Here is a 15,022-nt window from a genome sequence, read left to right on the forward strand (position 1 = left end):
TTTGCAAGCGCGTGAGTCGCTCGGTGAAAAAGCTCGCGCACGGGCATTTTACCCACATCAAGGGGGTTTCTTAACCTGATTCTATCACCGGGCCTTAACCTTGACAAGAAATCACTAAGGAGGTCTTAAGGCCTAGAAGCGACGTTGCCAGTTCAGGGTGGCCGAAGGGTTGACCTCGCCGAGGTTTGGGATGACCGGCTTCGTCGCGCCCTGGATGTCGTTGTTGTCCACGCCCGCTTGCAGGGACAGGAACTCGTTGAAGCGATAGTTCAAGCCCGTCTGGTAGACATTCTTGCCGCCGGAGCGGAAGGTGTAGCGCCCCGAGAGGGAGATCCCACCCAGGAGGGGCTTGGTTTCCGTGTACATGGAGGGGCTGAGCCCCAGCCCCGAGAAGATCGCCATCTTCTCGCTGTTGTTCGCGATCGAAACCAGGTCGAAGCCGAAGGACTCGAGCGGCAGGAAGTTCTGCAGGCCCGAGGTGACAGGGTTGAAGAAGCGGCGGCTCGCCGTCGAGAGGAAGCCCGAGACCTCGGTGGTCACGATGGTGCGGGTCATATCCTCGCCATTCTCGCCGCCCTGCTTGAGCCCGCCCCCGATGACGCCCGTGACCAGGTACTCCTTGCCGAGGACCTTCTCGATGCGATCCTGCGACATCAGCGGCACGTTGGTGGCCTCGAACTTGCGCTCCATGTTCTGGAGGCTGCCGGTGACCGTCACCTTGACTTCGAGCAGCCCACCGTTCGGGTACTGGGTCGGGTTGGGGAAGTCCAGAGGGTTGTAGTCGTAGACCTGACCCTTGGCGATGACGTTGAGGCGTGCGTTCGGAAGCTTGGAGTTCTCCGGCGAGGTGGCGAAGAGAGGCAACAGGTCCTCGAAGCCCTCGACGGCGTCGGGATTGACCCCCTGGCCCAAGAACTCGACGGTCCCGCCCACGATGTCGAAGGGGCTATTGAGCGGCACGAAGGTGCCGCTGCGCACGTTGATGGTGCCCCGCGCCTGGGGGGCGTCGAGCATGCCGTTCACGATCAGACCGCCGTCGATGTTCGCCTCGAACATGCGCGCATCCCCCAGCGAGATCACGGCCTTGTTGCCGAGCACCGTGATAGCGCTCGGAATGCGCAGGTTCAGCTCCTTGATCTCGATGGGCACTGCGGGCTCCGCGGGCGCAGCGTTCGCGCCGCCGCCCTCGCCGCCCATCATGGCGTCCAGGTCCACCGTGCCCCGACTGAGGCTCACCGTCCCCCCGACGACCGGCCTGCGCACCGTGCCGCCGACCTCCACCGAGGCGTCGACCAGGCCGCTGTAGAGGCCGCTCGTCATCTCCAAGTGGGTCTGGCGCGCGATCGCCTGCAGGCGCAGCCTGTCGGGCTGGAACTGCTTGAGCATGACCTGACCGGTCGCAAGCAGGCTCCCCTTGCCATAGAGGGCCGTGGCGCGCTCGATCGAGATGGCCTTGGACGTGATGGTCGCCAGCGCCCGGATGTCGGTGATGTCGTTCTTGAGGTTACGCTCGCGGATCGTCACGCCCCGCAGGTCGATGTTGCCCGAGAGGTCGGGAGCCTCGAGGGTGCCGGCCAGCTTGACGGTCACGCTGCCGGGGCCGCCCTTCCAGAGGATCTCGCCTCGGGTGAGGGCCGTGACGATGGCGAGGCTCTCGTCCTTGAGGTCGAGGGCCATCTCGAGACTGTCGCCTGCCATGGCCGGGAAGATGGGCAGGTTGCCCGAGATGTGGGCCTCGTGACCGTCCTTGACGATCTTGGAGTGCTCGATGTTCACCCGGCCACGGTAGTACGATGCCTTGGCCTCCGCGCGGTTGAAGGTGAAGCGGTTCTCCTCGTCCACCTTGGGCTTGCCAGTCGCAGGCCCGACGGCGCCGCCGCCGATCTCGGCGACGATCTCGAAGCGCGGATCGGCCAGATCCCCCTTCGCCAGCAGAGTGAAGCCCCCGCGCCCCGTGAGCGCGAGCTCCTGGGCGCGCAGGTACGGGTTGGCCCAGCTCAGGTCCAGGTTGCTGCCGTAGATGGCCAGGGTGCCGTCTTCGCCAAGCACGCCGCGTGCCTGGAGGGCCGCCCCGGTGTCCGCGGTCTCGAACACGTCGAATACCGGCACGTAGAGGCGCTGGTTGCGATAGACCGCCGTCAAGTTGGCGTTGCGCAAAGAGTGGCCGTAGAGGCTCCCGTCCTTGAGGCGCGCACGGACACGCACCTCGGGCTGGGACACGAGGCCCTGGTAGGCGAGCTCCAGGTTGAAGCGACCGTCCACCGCCGCCCAGAAGGGACGCTTGGATCCGGCGACCTCCTCGCCGACGCTCAGCGGCTCGATGTGGCGGCGCTGCCAGTGGGCGATCAGGTCCTTGAGAGGGATCGAGCCGCTCGCCGCCGAGAGCTTGTCGTCCGCGAGCGTCGCGAGCAGCGTGGGCGGCCCCTCGGGGGCCTTCTCGCCGAAGCGCTTATCGATCCAGGTCCCACGCAGCAGCTGCTCCCAGTGGACGGCGCCCATCAGGTCCCGAGCGCTCACGTCCTGAAGGCTCACCTCCAGATCAGCCGCAGGCTCCGGCCGGTCGAAAGCGAGCGAGCCGCGCACGGTCGCCGGCACCCCCTTGGGCAGCCGGATAGCCAACTCGGGGAAGGTCAGGCGCTCGTGACCAAAGTAGACCGGACCCGAGACGCGCTCCACGCGCCCCAGGCGCGCCGCGTCGAGGCTGGTACCGAGGGCTTCGGCCTGCATGCGCCAGGCCTTGCCGTCGCTCTCAATGCTGCCGGTGGCCGAGACCCGCCCCTTCAGCTCGCCGGTCTGAGAGGCGAGCTCGACCTGCAAGGGCTCGAGCTGCGCAAGCTCGAGGTGCTTGGCCACAAAGTCCGCCCGCAACCGGGGCAACTTGCGCGACGGCGAAAGATCGATCTGGGCGTCCCCCGTCACCGAACCGTCGGCAAGGGCCGCCGAGAGGCCCGAAAGCGCCAACTGGCCGCTCTCGACCGCCCAGCTCGCGGAAGCTTGATCCACCGCCTGCTCGGCGATATGCGCCGAACGAAGCTGGGCCTCGCCCTTGGCGCGAACTTCCGCCAGGCGCGTCCAATCGCCCGCGAAGGAGCCGTTCGCCGAGGCGCTACCCCGCACCGGGGCCTCGACGCCGAGAGGACCGAGCGCTTCGAGGGGCAGGGCCTGCGCGTCGAAGCGACCGGCGAAGACCCCCGTCTCGGTGCCATGCGCCGAGAAGTGCAATGCGCCATCGCCGAGCCCCACTGCGCCCTGCGGGACTTGCCAGCGGTGATCGGCATAAGAGAAGGCGAGAGAAGCCTCCGAGAAGGACTGCGCGGCGTAGCGCGCGTCCATCACCCGGACCGAGCCCGTCGCCACGGGTCGCAAGGTGGTCCCGGTGACGCTGACCTGGCCTTCCAGCTTGCCGCCGAGGCTCGGCACGTCGCTCACGTAGCGCGCAAGAGTCTCGGGTACGTCCACCCCGCTCCAGCGGGCTTCGGTCGTAAGCTTGGGGTTCTCTTCGAGGGTGAAGCCCGAGCGGCCGGTGACCGAGCCGCCGTTGAGCGTCGCCTGCCAGCGAGGGATCGTGACGTCCATCCCCTCGTAGTGAATGTCGGCGGACAGGTCGCGGGCGGTCTGCTTGAGGACCCGCCCCTCGGCCAGGGTCGCCTTGGCATCCACCACCGGATGCAGGGTGGTCCCGCTCACCACCGCGGTGCCCTGCGCGAGGCCCCCGATGCCGTAGTCGGCGAGCTCCGGCACCAGGGGCACCAGGGTCGCAACGTCGATCTTCTGGGAGCCACCGGTGAAGCGCAGGCGCATGGCGGGCTTGCCCAGATCGAGCACCTTGCCGGTCGCCGAGAAGCGGTTACCGGCCATGGCACCGCTCGCCTCGCTCACCACGACCTCGTGCAGGTCGAAGGCGGCCCGCGCCTGGATGTCCTGCACCGGCAGGCGCACCCCGCGCGCGTCGAGCGAAGCGTTTGCGATCTGCACGTCGCCCTTGAGCTGGAGGGTCTCGGGGCTCTCCCACTGGATCCGGGTGGCGACCCTCGCAGCACCGCCGGTGATGACGAAGTCGGGCGAAGAGGCCAGGTAATTGACCCAGCGCGCCGTGGGCAGCGCCTGCACCTCGGCGTCGACCTGGCCGTTCATGCGCTCAAGATGGATCGAGCCCTGGGCGGTGAGGCGCGCGGGGGCCTCCTGGCCACTGGCCTGGAACTTCAGGACCTTGTCGACGATGTCCACCTGCCCCGAAAGGGAGCGAACCTCGGCCCGGAAGTCGGGCACCCGGTACATGCCCCGGTCGCGCCAGGCGGCGCGGCCGTCGTGGACCCGGATCCGGATGGGCGGCAGGTTGGGAAGCTTGGCGGGCTCGCCCGGGCCCTCGGCGAAGGTCGGGGCGTAGTCGATCGAGCCGGTGGCCGTGCGCGAGAGGGCGAAGCGCGGCTGGTAGACGTCCACCATGACCGGGTGCTTGCCCAGCTTCAGGATCTCGAGGATCGAGTACGAGGCGCGGATGCGGGGCGCCTGGGCGATGACCGGCGCCCCCTTGCGGTGCGAGCCGTAGATCTTGACGTCGCGGATCGTCAGGCCGTTCCAGAAGGGGCCCTCGACCTTGCCGACCGAGACAGGCACGCCGAGCGCGGTGGAGACGGCCGCCTCGACCGCCCGCACCCCTTCGTGGAGCAGGGCATGGCGCGACTGATAGAAGGACAACCCGGCAACCGCGAGCACCCCGCCCAGGAGGCAGGTGATGAGCAGCAACAAGCGGCTGATAACGGTTATCGGCGACACCCTGGAAGCCGGGGGCGGCGTCGAGGGCGCGAGGTCTTCGGTCTCTTTCACGGCGCCTCGTTGGAGCACCCGATAAAACCAGGCAAGGGATGACTGTCGGCCGCCGTGGGCGGCAAGGCGACAGCGCGACTTCAGGTGCTTTCATTATATCGCGCGGCGATCGCGAATGCACGGCCCGCGAGCCGGAAGGCTTGGACCCACCGGGGCGCGCCGAAGTTCCGACGACCGGTCGCAAAAAAGCGCAAAGGCCGCCTGGAAAGGCGGCCTTTGCTTGAGTTGCGGGGGCAGGATTTGAACCTACGACCTTCGGGTTATGAGCCCGACGAGCTACCGGACTGCTCTACCCCGCAAATTAAATGTAGCACAGGGGCCGCCCGAACACAACCGTTCCGAAACATTTCGTTAATCTCGCCAAAACAGAGCGACGAGCAAGGGATGCTCGCCGCTCTGTTTTGGGAAGGTTTTAGCGCCCCAGGGCCTTGGCGGCGTCGATGCGGCCGTAGCCGGTGTAGGAATCGTAGCCGGGGGTCTGCAGGTCGCTGGCGGTCCGCTCGAGCTGGGACTTGACCGCCGCGGGGGTGATGCGGGGGTTGGCCGAGCAGATGAGTGCCGCGAGGCCCGCCACGTAGGGGGTCGCCATCGAGGTACCCGAGAGGGTGCCGTAGGCGATGTCCGCGCCGGGGTCCTGGTCCATCAGGGTGGTGTGGTAGGTGGGCATGGTCGAGTAGATCTCGCCGCCCGGGGCCGCGACGCTGATCCAGCGACCGAAGTTCGAGAAGTCCGAGCGGGTGTCGCCCTCGTCGACCGAGCCGACGGCGATCACGCCGGGGTAGGAGGCCGGGTAAGCCTGGAGGTTGCTGCCGTCGTTGCCCATGGCTGCGACGACCACGCAGCCCTTGCGCTGGGCGTAGGCCACGGCGCTCTCGAGGGCCTTGCCGCCCCCGCCGCCGCCCAGGCTGAGGTTAATGACCCGGGCGCCGTGCTCGGCGGCCCAGACGATGCCCGAGACGATGTCGCTGGTGTTGCCCTCGCCGTTGGTGTCGAGCACCTTGACCGGCATCAAGCGGCAGTTGGGGGCCACGCCGACCACGCCCTGGCCGTTATTGCCGGTGGCGGCGATGATGCCTGCCACGTGGGTGCCGTGGCCGTTGTCGTCCATGGGGCCCGAGGTGTTCTGAACGAAGCTGACGCCCGAGACGAGGCGATCGCGCAGGTCCGGGTGGGTGAGGTCGATGCCGGTGTCCACCACGGCGACCACGACCGAGGGGTCGCCCATGGTCACGTCCCAGGCGCGCGACACGTTGATGGCGCGGTGGCCGTACTGGTGGCCGAGGCCGGGGTCGTTGGTGACGACCTGGGTCTTGGTGACGTAATCGGGCTCGGAGTACTCGACCGCGCCGGTGCTCGCCAGCGCCGCGAGCTGGCTGCTGGCGTCCTTGGTGCCCACGTTGAGCACCGAGATGCCGAGGCTCGGGATGCTCGACGCCACGAAGCGCGAGACACTCTTGACCTGCTGGTCGGTGGCGCTCGCGCGGAACTTGACGATGACGCGGTTGGAGCGGACCTTGAGGCTCTGGGCCTTGGTCTGCATCGTGCGGTTGTAGGAGATGGCGCTGGTATTGGGCGCCCCGCACCCGGTCAGGAGCAGGACGAGCCCCGCCAAGAAGGCGGTCAAGCGATGGAGGCTCTGTTGGCGCACATCCTTGCTCACGGCTTCAACACTCCTGGAAAACCTATCCTAGAAAGTTATCCGCCCCGGCGGGGCCGGGCTGACGCGCAGGCGGTTAAGCCGGTGTTAAGTTTGAGCGAAATCTCCGAGTCGAGGTGCCTTGACGCTGAGGCCGACCTCGCCGACCATGGGACCATCAGGAGGTCCCGATGCCCCTCTACCTCTCCGCTTGCAGCCTCATGCCCGCCATGGGCCTCGTCGAGACCCTCGAGGTCCTGCGACTCGCTAGCTGCCGACGCCTGGTCCTGCCCGGCCTCCCGGCCCTGCTTTCCGATCCCGACGTGACCCGTCCGCTCCTGGACGCGGGCTGCGCCCTCGCGGTGCACCACGCCTTCGCAGAAGAACCGCGCGCCAACCTTGCCGCCCTCGACGAGGACTTCCGGCAGCGCTCGATCCGCCTTTTCGAAGAGGTCATGACCCGCGCTTCCGCACTGGGCATCAAGCGCTTCAGCTTCATGCCGGGCTATGCCCTTGAAGAGACCCTCGACGAGGCGCGCGCAAGCCGACCGGTGTCGCGCACCAGGGCCCTGGACCAGCTCAAGCGATCGCTGGATCGCCTCGCGGAGGCGGCCGATGCCCACGGCCTGGCCCTCGCCCTGACCAACAGCGACATGCGCCATCCGGCCATGCTCCTGGGCGAGGCGGGCGAGATCCGGGCGGTGCTCGGCGCCCTGCAGGTGCCCTTTCTGGGGGTGCAGGCCGATCTGGGCCACGCCCTGGCGGCAGCAGGCCGGATCGGCGGCGCCGACTCCTGGAGCACCCGCGGCGCCTGGGCTGAGAGCTTTCTCGTCGCCCTCGCCCCGCACCTCTCGGCCCTCAGGCTCCACGAGCTTGGGCCCAACGGCGAGGCCCACCGCCTGCCGAGCGAGTCGGGGTGGACCGAGGAGGTGCTGGGCAAGCATCCCGATTGGCGGGCCCTGCCCCTGACCCTGGAGGCGCGGGGGGCGAGTCTAGATCGGCTGCTGGATACCGCCGAGCGGCTGGAGGCGCTTGCGCCGAAGCCCCTACTGGGACCTGCTCGGTAGCTCGGCGACAGGGGTCTTGGAGAGGTAGCCCAGGATCCCGTTGGCCACCGCCGCGCCCAGCTCGCGCTGGAAGGTCTCGCTTGCGAGCAGTTTCTCCTCTTCCGGGTTGGAGAGGTAGGCCGACTCGAGCAAGACCGACGGCACGGTCTGGCTGCGCAGGACGTAGAGACGCGCCTGGCGCACCCCGCGATCGGGACGATTGAGCACCCTTGCGATCGCCTGGTGGAGGTGGCGGGCCAGCGGGCGGCTCACCTCGTTGCGGTAGTAGGTCTCGAGCCCCCCGATCTCGGGCGACTCGCAGGAGTTGCCGTGGAGGCTGACGAAGAGGGCGGGCTTGAGGGTGTCCACCAGACGGGCCCGCGAGGCGAGATCCACCGAGGCGTCGGTGGTCCGCGTCATGATGACGTTCAGATCCCCTCGGGCTTCGAGGGCCTCGCGCACCGCCTTGGCCATGGCCAGGGTGACGTGCGCCTCCCTGGTGCCGGCAGGCCCGATGGCGCCGGGGTCGTCCCCGCCGTGACCCGCGTCCACGATCACCGTGGGCTTGCCCCCCTCCACGTCCTGGCGGCGCCAGGTGAGCTCCAGAGCCTTCCCGCTGTCCACGCTCAGGGCGTCGTAGGCGTAAAGGCCGCGCGGCAGCTTTAGGTGCAGGCGCCAGTCCTTGCCGTCTTGCTCCACCTCGAGGCCCTCGACCCCGTCGAGCGCGCGGGGCAGGCGGCCTGCGAAGGTGCCCCCGGGCACCCGGACGGTCAGCTTGGAGGGAGCCCACTCTTGCTCGACCTCGTAGGTGAGGGAGCGATCGCCGACGAGGCGAAGGATCAGTTGCCCATTCTTGCGCTTGAGGGTGAGGGCGTCGATCCGCTGGCTCCGAGCGGCCTCAGCCGTGACGACGGGCGACGGGCTGGGCGAGAGGCTCGGCAGCGGGCTAGGAGTGGGACTCGGTTGCGGCAGCGCGGGGCCGTAGGCCAGGCGCTCGGGGACGGCCTCGGGCCAGTCCGTGGGCAATGCCGGGCCGTAGATCCGGAACGTGTCGGGCAAAGCCGGGCCGTGCTCCAGGAAGTCCTTGGGCGCCTGGGGGCCGTGGGCCAGAAAATCGCGCGGCGCCGTCGGACCGAGAGCCTCCTTGGGCGTGCGGGTAAGGCGCGAACCCTGCTCGGGCCTAGGCGTCCGGCTTGGCTCGGGCGTCGAGCGCGCCAGGCTGAGGGTCTGGCCCTCCTGCTGCTGGGTCAGGCGGACGTCGACGTCGGCGCTGCAGTCCAGGACGAAGCGAATGAAGCCCTCTTCGGGATGGAGGGCGATCCGCAGGCGGCGAAAGGGCTCTTCCTGGATGGTGAGGGGCTGGACCAGGGAGGGATCGGCGAACTCGGCCCCGAACAGGTCGATCACCACCCGGTGAGGGGCCTCGAGCTTGAGCAAGCGGGCCTGAAGGGGGCGATCGCCCTCGATCTCAAGGCGACCGTCACGCCAGAACACCCCGGTGACGATGGCCGCTTCCTCGGCGGCGCGCTCGACCCGGACGGTCTCGGCCTTCGGCCGCGCCTTGGCGTCGGCAGGCGCGAGGGGCCCCGCGGCGAAGGCCGCGGCAGCCATGAGGACCAGCCAGCGATTGAACTTGCGCATGAGTGCCTCCGACGCCACGCTCCCAGGCTAGCCCAGCCGAGAACGAGGCGCGGTGCGCCCGGTCACGGGATCGAAGCATGCGCGGGTTACGAATCGACGAAGCGACGGTATGATCCTCTCGGAGTCCCCCCACCGTCTTCGAGGAGGCTTGTGCGCCACCCATGGCCAACGTCAACTTCGATCGCCTCTCCAAGTTGCCCGCCCTCGAGGGGCTGACGCCCGAGGAGATGACGGCGTTCTTCACGATCGCCACCAAGCATGCCTTCCAGCCGGGCGATCCCATCCTCAAGACGGGGGAGAAGGCCGATTGCTTCTTCCTGGTCGCCGCGGGCCAGCTCGAGATCCTCCTGCCCCAGGGCAAGGGCGTCCCTGCGACCCCCATCGCCCAGGTCGGCTCGGGCCAGCTGGTCGGCGAGATGCCCCTGCTCTACGCCCAGCCCCTGCGCCAGGCCGACGTGATCGCCGCCAGCGAGGCGGTGCTCCTGCGCTTCGCCTACGGCGACTACGAGCGTCTCGCACAGGCCCACCCCCAGCTCGCCAACAAGTTCCGCCGCAACCTGGGCAAAATCGTCGCGGGCCGGGTCTGGAGCACCATCCCGACCCAGGGCGGGACCGGCCCCCTGCGCGCCATCGAGGAGCCCCAGAAGGCCCCCCAGACGAGCAACCACGACGCCATGAAGGCCGCGACCATCTTCGCCGGCCTCAAGCCGGACGAGCTCCAAGCCATCGAGGCGATCGCCCTTCCCTTCACCGCCCAGGCAGAGCAGCCGATCGTCCACCAGGGCTCTCCGGCCGACTCCTTCTACCTGATCGTCCACGGCCACTGCGAAGTGCGGATCCCCAAGGACGGCCAGGCCATGCCCGTGGCGCGCCTCGGCAGCGGCCAGGTCTTCGGCGAGATGGCCCTCGTCTACAAGCAGCCCGAGCGCACGGCGGACGTGGTCGCCGTCACCGAGGCCAAGCTCCTCAACTTCCCGTTCGACGACTACCAGCGCCTGACCCAGGCCATGCCCGAGATCGGCCGCAAGCTGCGCAACAACCTGGGCCGCGTCGCCGCGAGCCGCAGCTGGACCATGCAGGCGGACCAGAGCAAGGAGATGCAGCGCCGCTCCAGTTCGACCGGCAATCTCTAAAGGCCCCAACGCAAGAGCGCCCGGCCGATGGCCGGGCGCTCTTGCGTTGGAAGTGGTGTGGTTTTAGCGCGCCTTCTTGGGGAGCTGCTCCATCCAGTTGCTGCCCAGGTTCGCGAAGAAGTGATGGGCGTCCAGCACCTCGTCCGGCGAGATGGGGGGCAGGCCCGAGAACTTCTCCTCTTCGCGGCGCGACGAGAAGACTCCGCGCACTCGGCTCACCTGGGGCTGGCTCGAGGCCTCGCGGCTCACTTCGCCCGAAGGAGCACTCGCCTCGGCCGACTCGTACTCGACCCCGACGATGGCGACGCCGGCAGGCTGGTTGCACTCGGTGCAGTGGACACGGACGACCCAGTAATCCTTCTCTTCACGCAGGAGCTTGACGCCTTCGGGGGTGAAAGCCTCGTTGCAGTGCGCACAACGCAGCTTCCGGAAGTGCTCTTGAACGACCGAAAAATTTTTCATCCCACACACTCCAATCCTGGTGAATCCCGTGATCGCGCCGTTTTAGCGCCCCTGGCGTCCTGTGCCTCCTATACCCGTGGCCTCTGAAAAATTATCCGCGCGTCACCAAGTTGATGTTGCTTAACATAACGGCTTAGCGGCAGGCTGTCCGGCTCGCCGAGGGTAGGCTTTCGGCGTCGGCATTGTCTTTTCAACCACGACCAGCGCCCGCTCGCCGAACCCCTCGGGGAGAGAAAACTTCACGATCTGGCGGATCTCCCCGCCGAGGGTCTTGAGGGCCTTCTGGGCCCGCGAAACCTCCTCGTCGACCCCGGCGCCCTTCATGGCGACGAAACGTCCGCCCTGCTTGAGAAAGGGCAGGCACAGCTCACTGAGCACGTTCAGCTCGGCCACGGCCCGGCCGAAGACCAGATCGTACTTTTCGCGGTGCTCGGGGGTCTGGGCGAGCTCCTCGGCGCGGCCGTGCAAGGCGCGACCGCTCAGGCCGAGGGCCTCGATCGACTCGCTCATGAAGTCCACCTTCTTGCGGGTGGCCTCCAGCTGGGTGCCCGACCAGGCGGGGGCCAGGGCCATGAGCGGGATCCCGGGGAAGCCGGCCCCCGCCCCCACGTCGATGAAGCGCAGGGAGGCCGCGCGGTCCTCGGCCGAGAAGGCGCGCAGCACCGAGAGAGAGTCCAGGAAGTGCTTGACCACCGCCTCGCGCTCGTCGGTGATGCGCGTGAGGTTGGCCCGGCGGTTGCCCTCGATCAGCAGATCGTAAAAGCGCTTGAGGGCGTTGACCTGCGCGTCATCGAGCGGCACGCCCCACTCGGCGGCCTGGGTCGTCAGGAGTTGCCAGGGTTCCATAGGGTCCTCGTCGGGTGAAATGAAGGAAACAAGCGGAGATCTTACCATGCAGGATCGCCCGCTTGAGGGTATCATGGCCCTTATGCAGACCACTTCCAGAACCCGCTGGGTCGTCGTCGACCTGGAGACCACCGGCATGTCCCCCGCCAAGGGCGATCGCATCGTCGAGATCGGCGCGGTGGCCGTCGAGGACGGCCAGATCACCGAGACCTTCTCCTCGCTAATCCATCCGGAGCGCTCCATTCCTTACTTCGTGCAGCGCATCCACGGCATCTCGGACGCCATGGTGGCCTCGGCCCCGCGCTTCGCCCAGGTGCTGCCGCAGTTTCTCGCCTTCTGCGCGGACTCGCCTCTCATCTCCCACAACGCTCCGTTCGACCGCAGCTTCCTGGACTTCCAGAGCACCCTGGTCACGGACGCGCCCCTGCCCCACGCCCACCTGGACACCCTGCGCGTGGCGCGTCTGCTCTTGCCCAAGCTCGGCAAGCACAACCTGGACGCGCTGGTCCAGCACTTCGGCGTGAGCCTGAGCGCCAAGGACCGCCACCGGGCCCTGGGAGACGCCAGAGCGACAGCGGAGATCTGGCTCAAGATGGAAGCCATGGCCGCCTCGGAGGGCAAGAGCCTCTTGAAGGGCTGGATCCGCCGAAATTGACGCTTTTGGGGGGATGCCGTACCTTTCTTTAAGATTGGATCCCGCCCTCGCCCGAAGGAAAACCATGAACGCGACGATCTCCCTGCCCACCGCCTTTCTGGCGGGCCTCATCTCGTTCCTCTCGCCCTGCGTCCTGCCCCTGGTGCCCGGGTACCTCTCGTACATCTCGGGGGTGTCCAGCGAGCAGATGCGCGAGGGTGCGGACACCGCCACCAAGCGCAAGGTGATCATCAACTCCCTGGGCTTCATCCTGGGCTTCTCGATCGTGTTCGTGGCCCTGGGCGCCACGGCGACCGCCTTCGGCCAGGTCCTCAACCAGAAGCTGACGCTGCTCTCCCAGGTCGCAGGCGTCGTGATCATCCTGTTCGGTCTCCACACCATGGGCCTGTTCAAGATCAAGGCGCTCTACATGGAGAAGCGCTTCCAGGTAGGCGCGAAGCCCGCGGGCTTCTTGGGCGCGACCCTGGTCGGCCTGGCCTTCGCCTTCGGCTGGACCCCCTGCATCGGCCCGATCCTGGCCGCGATCCTCACCTACGCGAGCCAGTCCGAGACCCTCAACCAGGGGATCGCCCTGCTACTCGCTTACTCCCTCGGCTTGGGGGTGCCCTTCTTCGCGACCGCGCTCGCCATCAACGCCTTCTTCTCGCTCTTCAACCGCATCAAGAAGCACATGCGCAAGGTCGAGATCGCAAGCGGCCTCCTGCTGGTCGGCGTCGGCGTCCTGATCTTCTCCAACAACCTCTCGATCCTCGCCAACATGCTCCAGAGCTCGCCCGCGGGCCAGGCCCTGCTCGGGATCGAGCAGAAGCTGAGCCAGTAGCCATGCTGACGCTCGATCTCTTCGCCGGCACCGACCCCCAGGTCCGCGACGCGCTGCGCATCCGCGAGACCGTCTTCGTGCAGGAGCAGGGCGTCCCCCTCGATCTCGAGATCGACGACTACGACGGGATCGCCTGGCACGTGCTCGCCCGTGAAGACGATCAGGCGGTCGCCACCGCCCGGCTCATCAGCCTCGACGCGAGCCGGGTCAAGATCGGCCGCGTCGCCACCCTGCCCGCGCACCGCGGCAAGGGGATCGCAAGCAAGCTCGTCCGGCTCCTGATGGAGTACGCCCGGCGCGAGGGCTTCGCCGAGGCCGTCCTCGACAGCCAGCTCGATGCCATGCCCCTCTACGAGAAGCTCGGCTTCGTCGCCGAGGGCCAGATCTTCATGGACGCGGACATCCCCCACCGCCGGATGACCCGCAAGCTCGAGGGAATTTAGAGCGTCTAACAAAACTGTTCCTTCAGGGCGCCCCCGGCGCCCATTGGCCGAAACATGCCTGGTTTTGTTAGATGCTCTTAGCCCGAGCGATCAACCATACAATTTAATTTCTTCTTGGTGCGTCTATAAGAATCATCCAAGCCGCTTCGCCGATAACGACCCTATCGGATCGTCGAAAGAGCCTTCAAGGAGATTTGCATGCGCACCGACGCTCGCATGGCCCAGGCCCAAGCCACGAACAACCGTCCCGCTCAGGCCACCCCCTTGCGCGCGGCCGCACAGCCCCGCACCGCCCTCGCCCAGGACGCTCTGAAGCTCTCCGCCCGCTCTTCCCGGCCGCAGCCGGCCGCACCGGTCCTGCCGCCCAAGCCCGCCAAGCGCATGCTGGACAACGAGGCGAACCTCGCCGCCCTCAAGGCGCAGGCCGCCAAGGACCAGATGCCGAGCGTGATCACGAGTGACGGGAAAACCCTCTCCTACTTCAATGGCGCGCTTCCCACCGAGAGCAAGATCGCCCGCCTCCACGCGGACGAGGCCATCAGCCTGGCCGACCGGATCACCGTCGGCGGCAAGAAGCACACCGTCCTCTACACCGACGACGGCTTCGCCGAGCTGGACCAGCGCAAGGTCACGGTCGCCGTCATCGACTCGGGAGTGGCCCCCAAGAGCCGCATCCTCGAAGGCCGGCTGCTCACGGGCTACAACACGGGCACCAAGGGCACCGACACCGCGGACGACGAGGAGGGTCACGGCACTGCCGTCGCCTCGATCATCGCGGGCTCGGACACCGCCGACAGCGTGGCCAAGGGGGTCTCGATCCTGCCCATCAAGATCCAGGACTGGGACGACGATAAGTTCCTGCCCCAGCTCGCCGACGGCATTCGCTACGCCGCCGATCACGGCGCCAAGATCATCAACGTCAGCGTCGGCGCCAACTTCCTCGACCCCAACCACCAGTGGGAGCTTTCCCCCTCGGACCCCAAGGTCCACGCCGAGGCCATCAAGGCGGTGAGCGAGGCGATCGCCTACGCCGAGGAAAAAGGCAGCCTGGTGGTGGTCGCCGCGGGCAACGAAGGCGACCAGCTGCCCGACACGGTCCTTTTCCCCGCCAGCGACCCTCGCGTGGTCGCGGTCTCCAACCTCGACGACACCCAGCGCCCCGCCCGCCTCTCCAAGGATTCGAGCCGGGGCCCCGCCGTCGATCTCGCCGCGCCCGGCACCAAGACCCTCGCCTGGTTCGGCGGGGGCTACGGTTACCACAGCGGTTCTTCCTTCGCCGCCCCCTACGTTTCAGGTGTTGCCGCCCTCATCGCCGCCCGCCACCCTGACTGGACCCCGGCCCAGATCAAGGAACAGCTCTACAAGACCGCCCGGGACCTCGGCGCCCCGGGCAAGGACGACTCATACGGCCATGGCGCCGTAAACGCCATCGAGGCCGTCTTCGGAAAGTAGCCCTCGCTGGGCTGCTTATGTTAAGATTGGATTATATCTTAACCATTTTTTAAATTGGAAA

11 protein-coding genes and 1 tRNA gene are annotated in these 15,022 nt (G+C 67.6%); 6 read left to right on the top strand and 6 right to left on the bottom strand.

Translation table 11 applies throughout. The features are described from left to right. Positions 1–132: 132 nt before the first annotated feature. The 3 genes from J7643_12170 to J7643_12180 form a co-directional block, all read right to left on the bottom strand. Positions 133–4,827, bottom strand: coding sequence for a translocation/assembly module TamB domain-containing protein (locus J7643_12170; GenBank protein MBO9541337.1), 4,695 nt, complete (start codon positions 4,825–4,827; stop codon positions 133–135). Between the two features lie 225 nt (positions 4,828–5,052). Next, positions 5,053–5,126, bottom strand: a tRNA-Met gene (locus J7643_12175). A gap of 113 nt (positions 5,127–5,239) precedes the next feature. Next, positions 5,240–6,487 (bottom strand): peptidase S8, encoded by a 1,248-nt coding sequence (locus tag J7643_12180; protein ID MBO9541338.1) that lies wholly within the window; start codon positions 6,485–6,487, stop codon positions 5,240–5,242. 167 nt (positions 6,488–6,654) lie between these two features. On the opposite strand from J7643_12180, the gene J7643_12185 reads away from it, so the two are divergent. Continuing rightward, positions 6,655–7,530, top strand: a complete 876-nt coding sequence (locus tag J7643_12185) for a TIM barrel protein (GenBank protein ID MBO9541339.1) — start codon at positions 6,655–6,657, stop codon at positions 7,528–7,530. Here the strand turns inward: J7643_12185 and J7643_12190 are convergent. Next, positions 7,510–9,150 carry an N-acetylmuramoyl-L-alanine amidase gene (locus tag J7643_12190; protein MBO9541340.1) on the bottom strand — a complete coding sequence of 547 codons (1,641 nt, stop codon included), beginning with the start codon at positions 9,148–9,150 and terminating at the stop codon, positions 7,510–7,512. The two genes, J7643_12185 and J7643_12190, sit on opposite strands and share 21 nt — an antisense overlap. Positions 9,151–9,311: 161 nt before the next feature. Between J7643_12190 and J7643_12195 the strand changes: the two genes are divergently transcribed. Next, positions 9,312–10,283 carry a cyclic nucleotide-binding domain-containing protein gene (locus tag J7643_12195; GenBank protein MBO9541341.1) on the top strand — a complete coding sequence of 324 codons (972 nt, stop codon included), beginning with the start codon at positions 9,312–9,314 and terminating at the stop codon, positions 10,281–10,283. A gap of 63 nt (positions 10,284–10,346) precedes the next feature. Here J7643_12195 and J7643_12200 read toward each other — a convergent pair whose 3' ends face one another. Both J7643_12200 and rsmG read right to left on the bottom strand, forming a co-directional pair. Next, positions 10,347–10,745 carry a hypothetical protein gene (locus J7643_12200; GenBank protein MBO9541342.1) on the bottom strand — a complete coding sequence of 133 codons (399 nt, stop codon included), beginning with the start codon at positions 10,743–10,745 and terminating at the stop codon, positions 10,347–10,349. Between the two features lie 120 nt (positions 10,746–10,865). Next, positions 10,866–11,591: a 16S rRNA (guanine(527)-N(7))-methyltransferase RsmG gene (gene rsmG, locus J7643_12205; GenBank protein ID MBO9541343.1), complete on the bottom strand. Its 726-nt coding sequence runs from the start codon at positions 11,589–11,591 to the stop codon at positions 10,866–10,868. A gap of 73 nt (positions 11,592–11,664) precedes the next feature. Between rsmG and J7643_12210 the strand changes: the two genes are divergently transcribed. The 4 genes from J7643_12210 to J7643_12225 all read left to right on the top strand — a co-directional run bounded on the left by J7643_12210 (position 11,665) and on the right by J7643_12225 (position 14,961). Then, a complete protein-coding gene (locus tag J7643_12210) occupies positions 11,665–12,246 on the top strand; it encodes a 3'-5' exonuclease (GenBank protein MBO9541344.1) in 582 nt (193 codons plus the stop codon). Between the two features lie 64 nt (positions 12,247–12,310). After that, entirely contained in the window at positions 12,311–13,066 is a 756-nt protein-coding gene (locus J7643_12215) for a cytochrome c biogenesis protein CcdA (protein MBO9541345.1), read from the top strand. 2 nt (positions 13,067–13,068) lie between these two features. Further along, on the top strand, positions 13,069–13,509 hold the full coding sequence (locus J7643_12220; protein ID MBO9541346.1) for a GNAT family N-acetyltransferase: 441 nt from the start codon (positions 13,069–13,071) through the stop codon (positions 13,507–13,509). A 198-nt stretch (positions 13,510–13,707) separates the two neighbouring features. Then, a complete protein-coding gene (locus tag J7643_12225) occupies positions 13,708–14,961 on the top strand; it encodes a S8 family serine peptidase (GenBank protein MBO9541347.1) in 1,254 nt (417 codons plus the stop codon). Positions 14,962–15,022 lie beyond the last annotated feature (61 nt).

Source organism: bacterium (genome assembly GCA_017744355.1).
Taxonomy (GTDB): domain Bacteria; phylum Cyanobacteriota; class Sericytochromatia; order S15B-MN24; family UBA4093; genus JAGIBK01.

Coding starts and splice junctions, on each gene's coding strand:
- J7643_12185 (MBO9541339.1), top strand. CDS start 6,655: ATGCCCCTCTACCTCTCCGCTTGCAGCCTCATGCCCGCCATGGGCCTC.
- J7643_12190 (MBO9541340.1), bottom strand. CDS start 9,150: ATGCGCAAGTTCAATCGCTGGCTGGTCCTCATGGCTGCCGCGGCCTTC.
- J7643_12195 (MBO9541341.1), top strand. CDS start 9,312: ATGGCCAACGTCAACTTCGATCGCCTCTCCAAGTTGCCCGCCCTCGAG.
- J7643_12200 (MBO9541342.1), bottom strand. CDS start 10,745: ATGAAAAATTTTTCGGTCGTTCAAGAGCACTTCCGGAAGCTGCGTTGT.
- rsmG (MBO9541343.1), bottom strand. CDS start 11,591: ATGGAACCCTGGCAACTCCTGACGACCCAGGCCGCCGAGTGGGGCGTG.
- J7643_12210 (MBO9541344.1), top strand. CDS start 11,665: ATGGCCCTTATGCAGACCACTTCCAGAACCCGCTGGGTCGTCGTCGAC.
- J7643_12215 (MBO9541345.1), top strand. CDS start 12,311: ATGAACGCGACGATCTCCCTGCCCACCGCCTTTCTGGCGGGCCTCATC.
- J7643_12220 (MBO9541346.1), top strand. CDS start 13,069: ATGCTGACGCTCGATCTCTTCGCCGGCACCGACCCCCAGGTCCGCGAC.
- J7643_12225 (MBO9541347.1), top strand. CDS start 13,708: ATGCGCACCGACGCTCGCATGGCCCAGGCCCAAGCCACGAACAACCGT.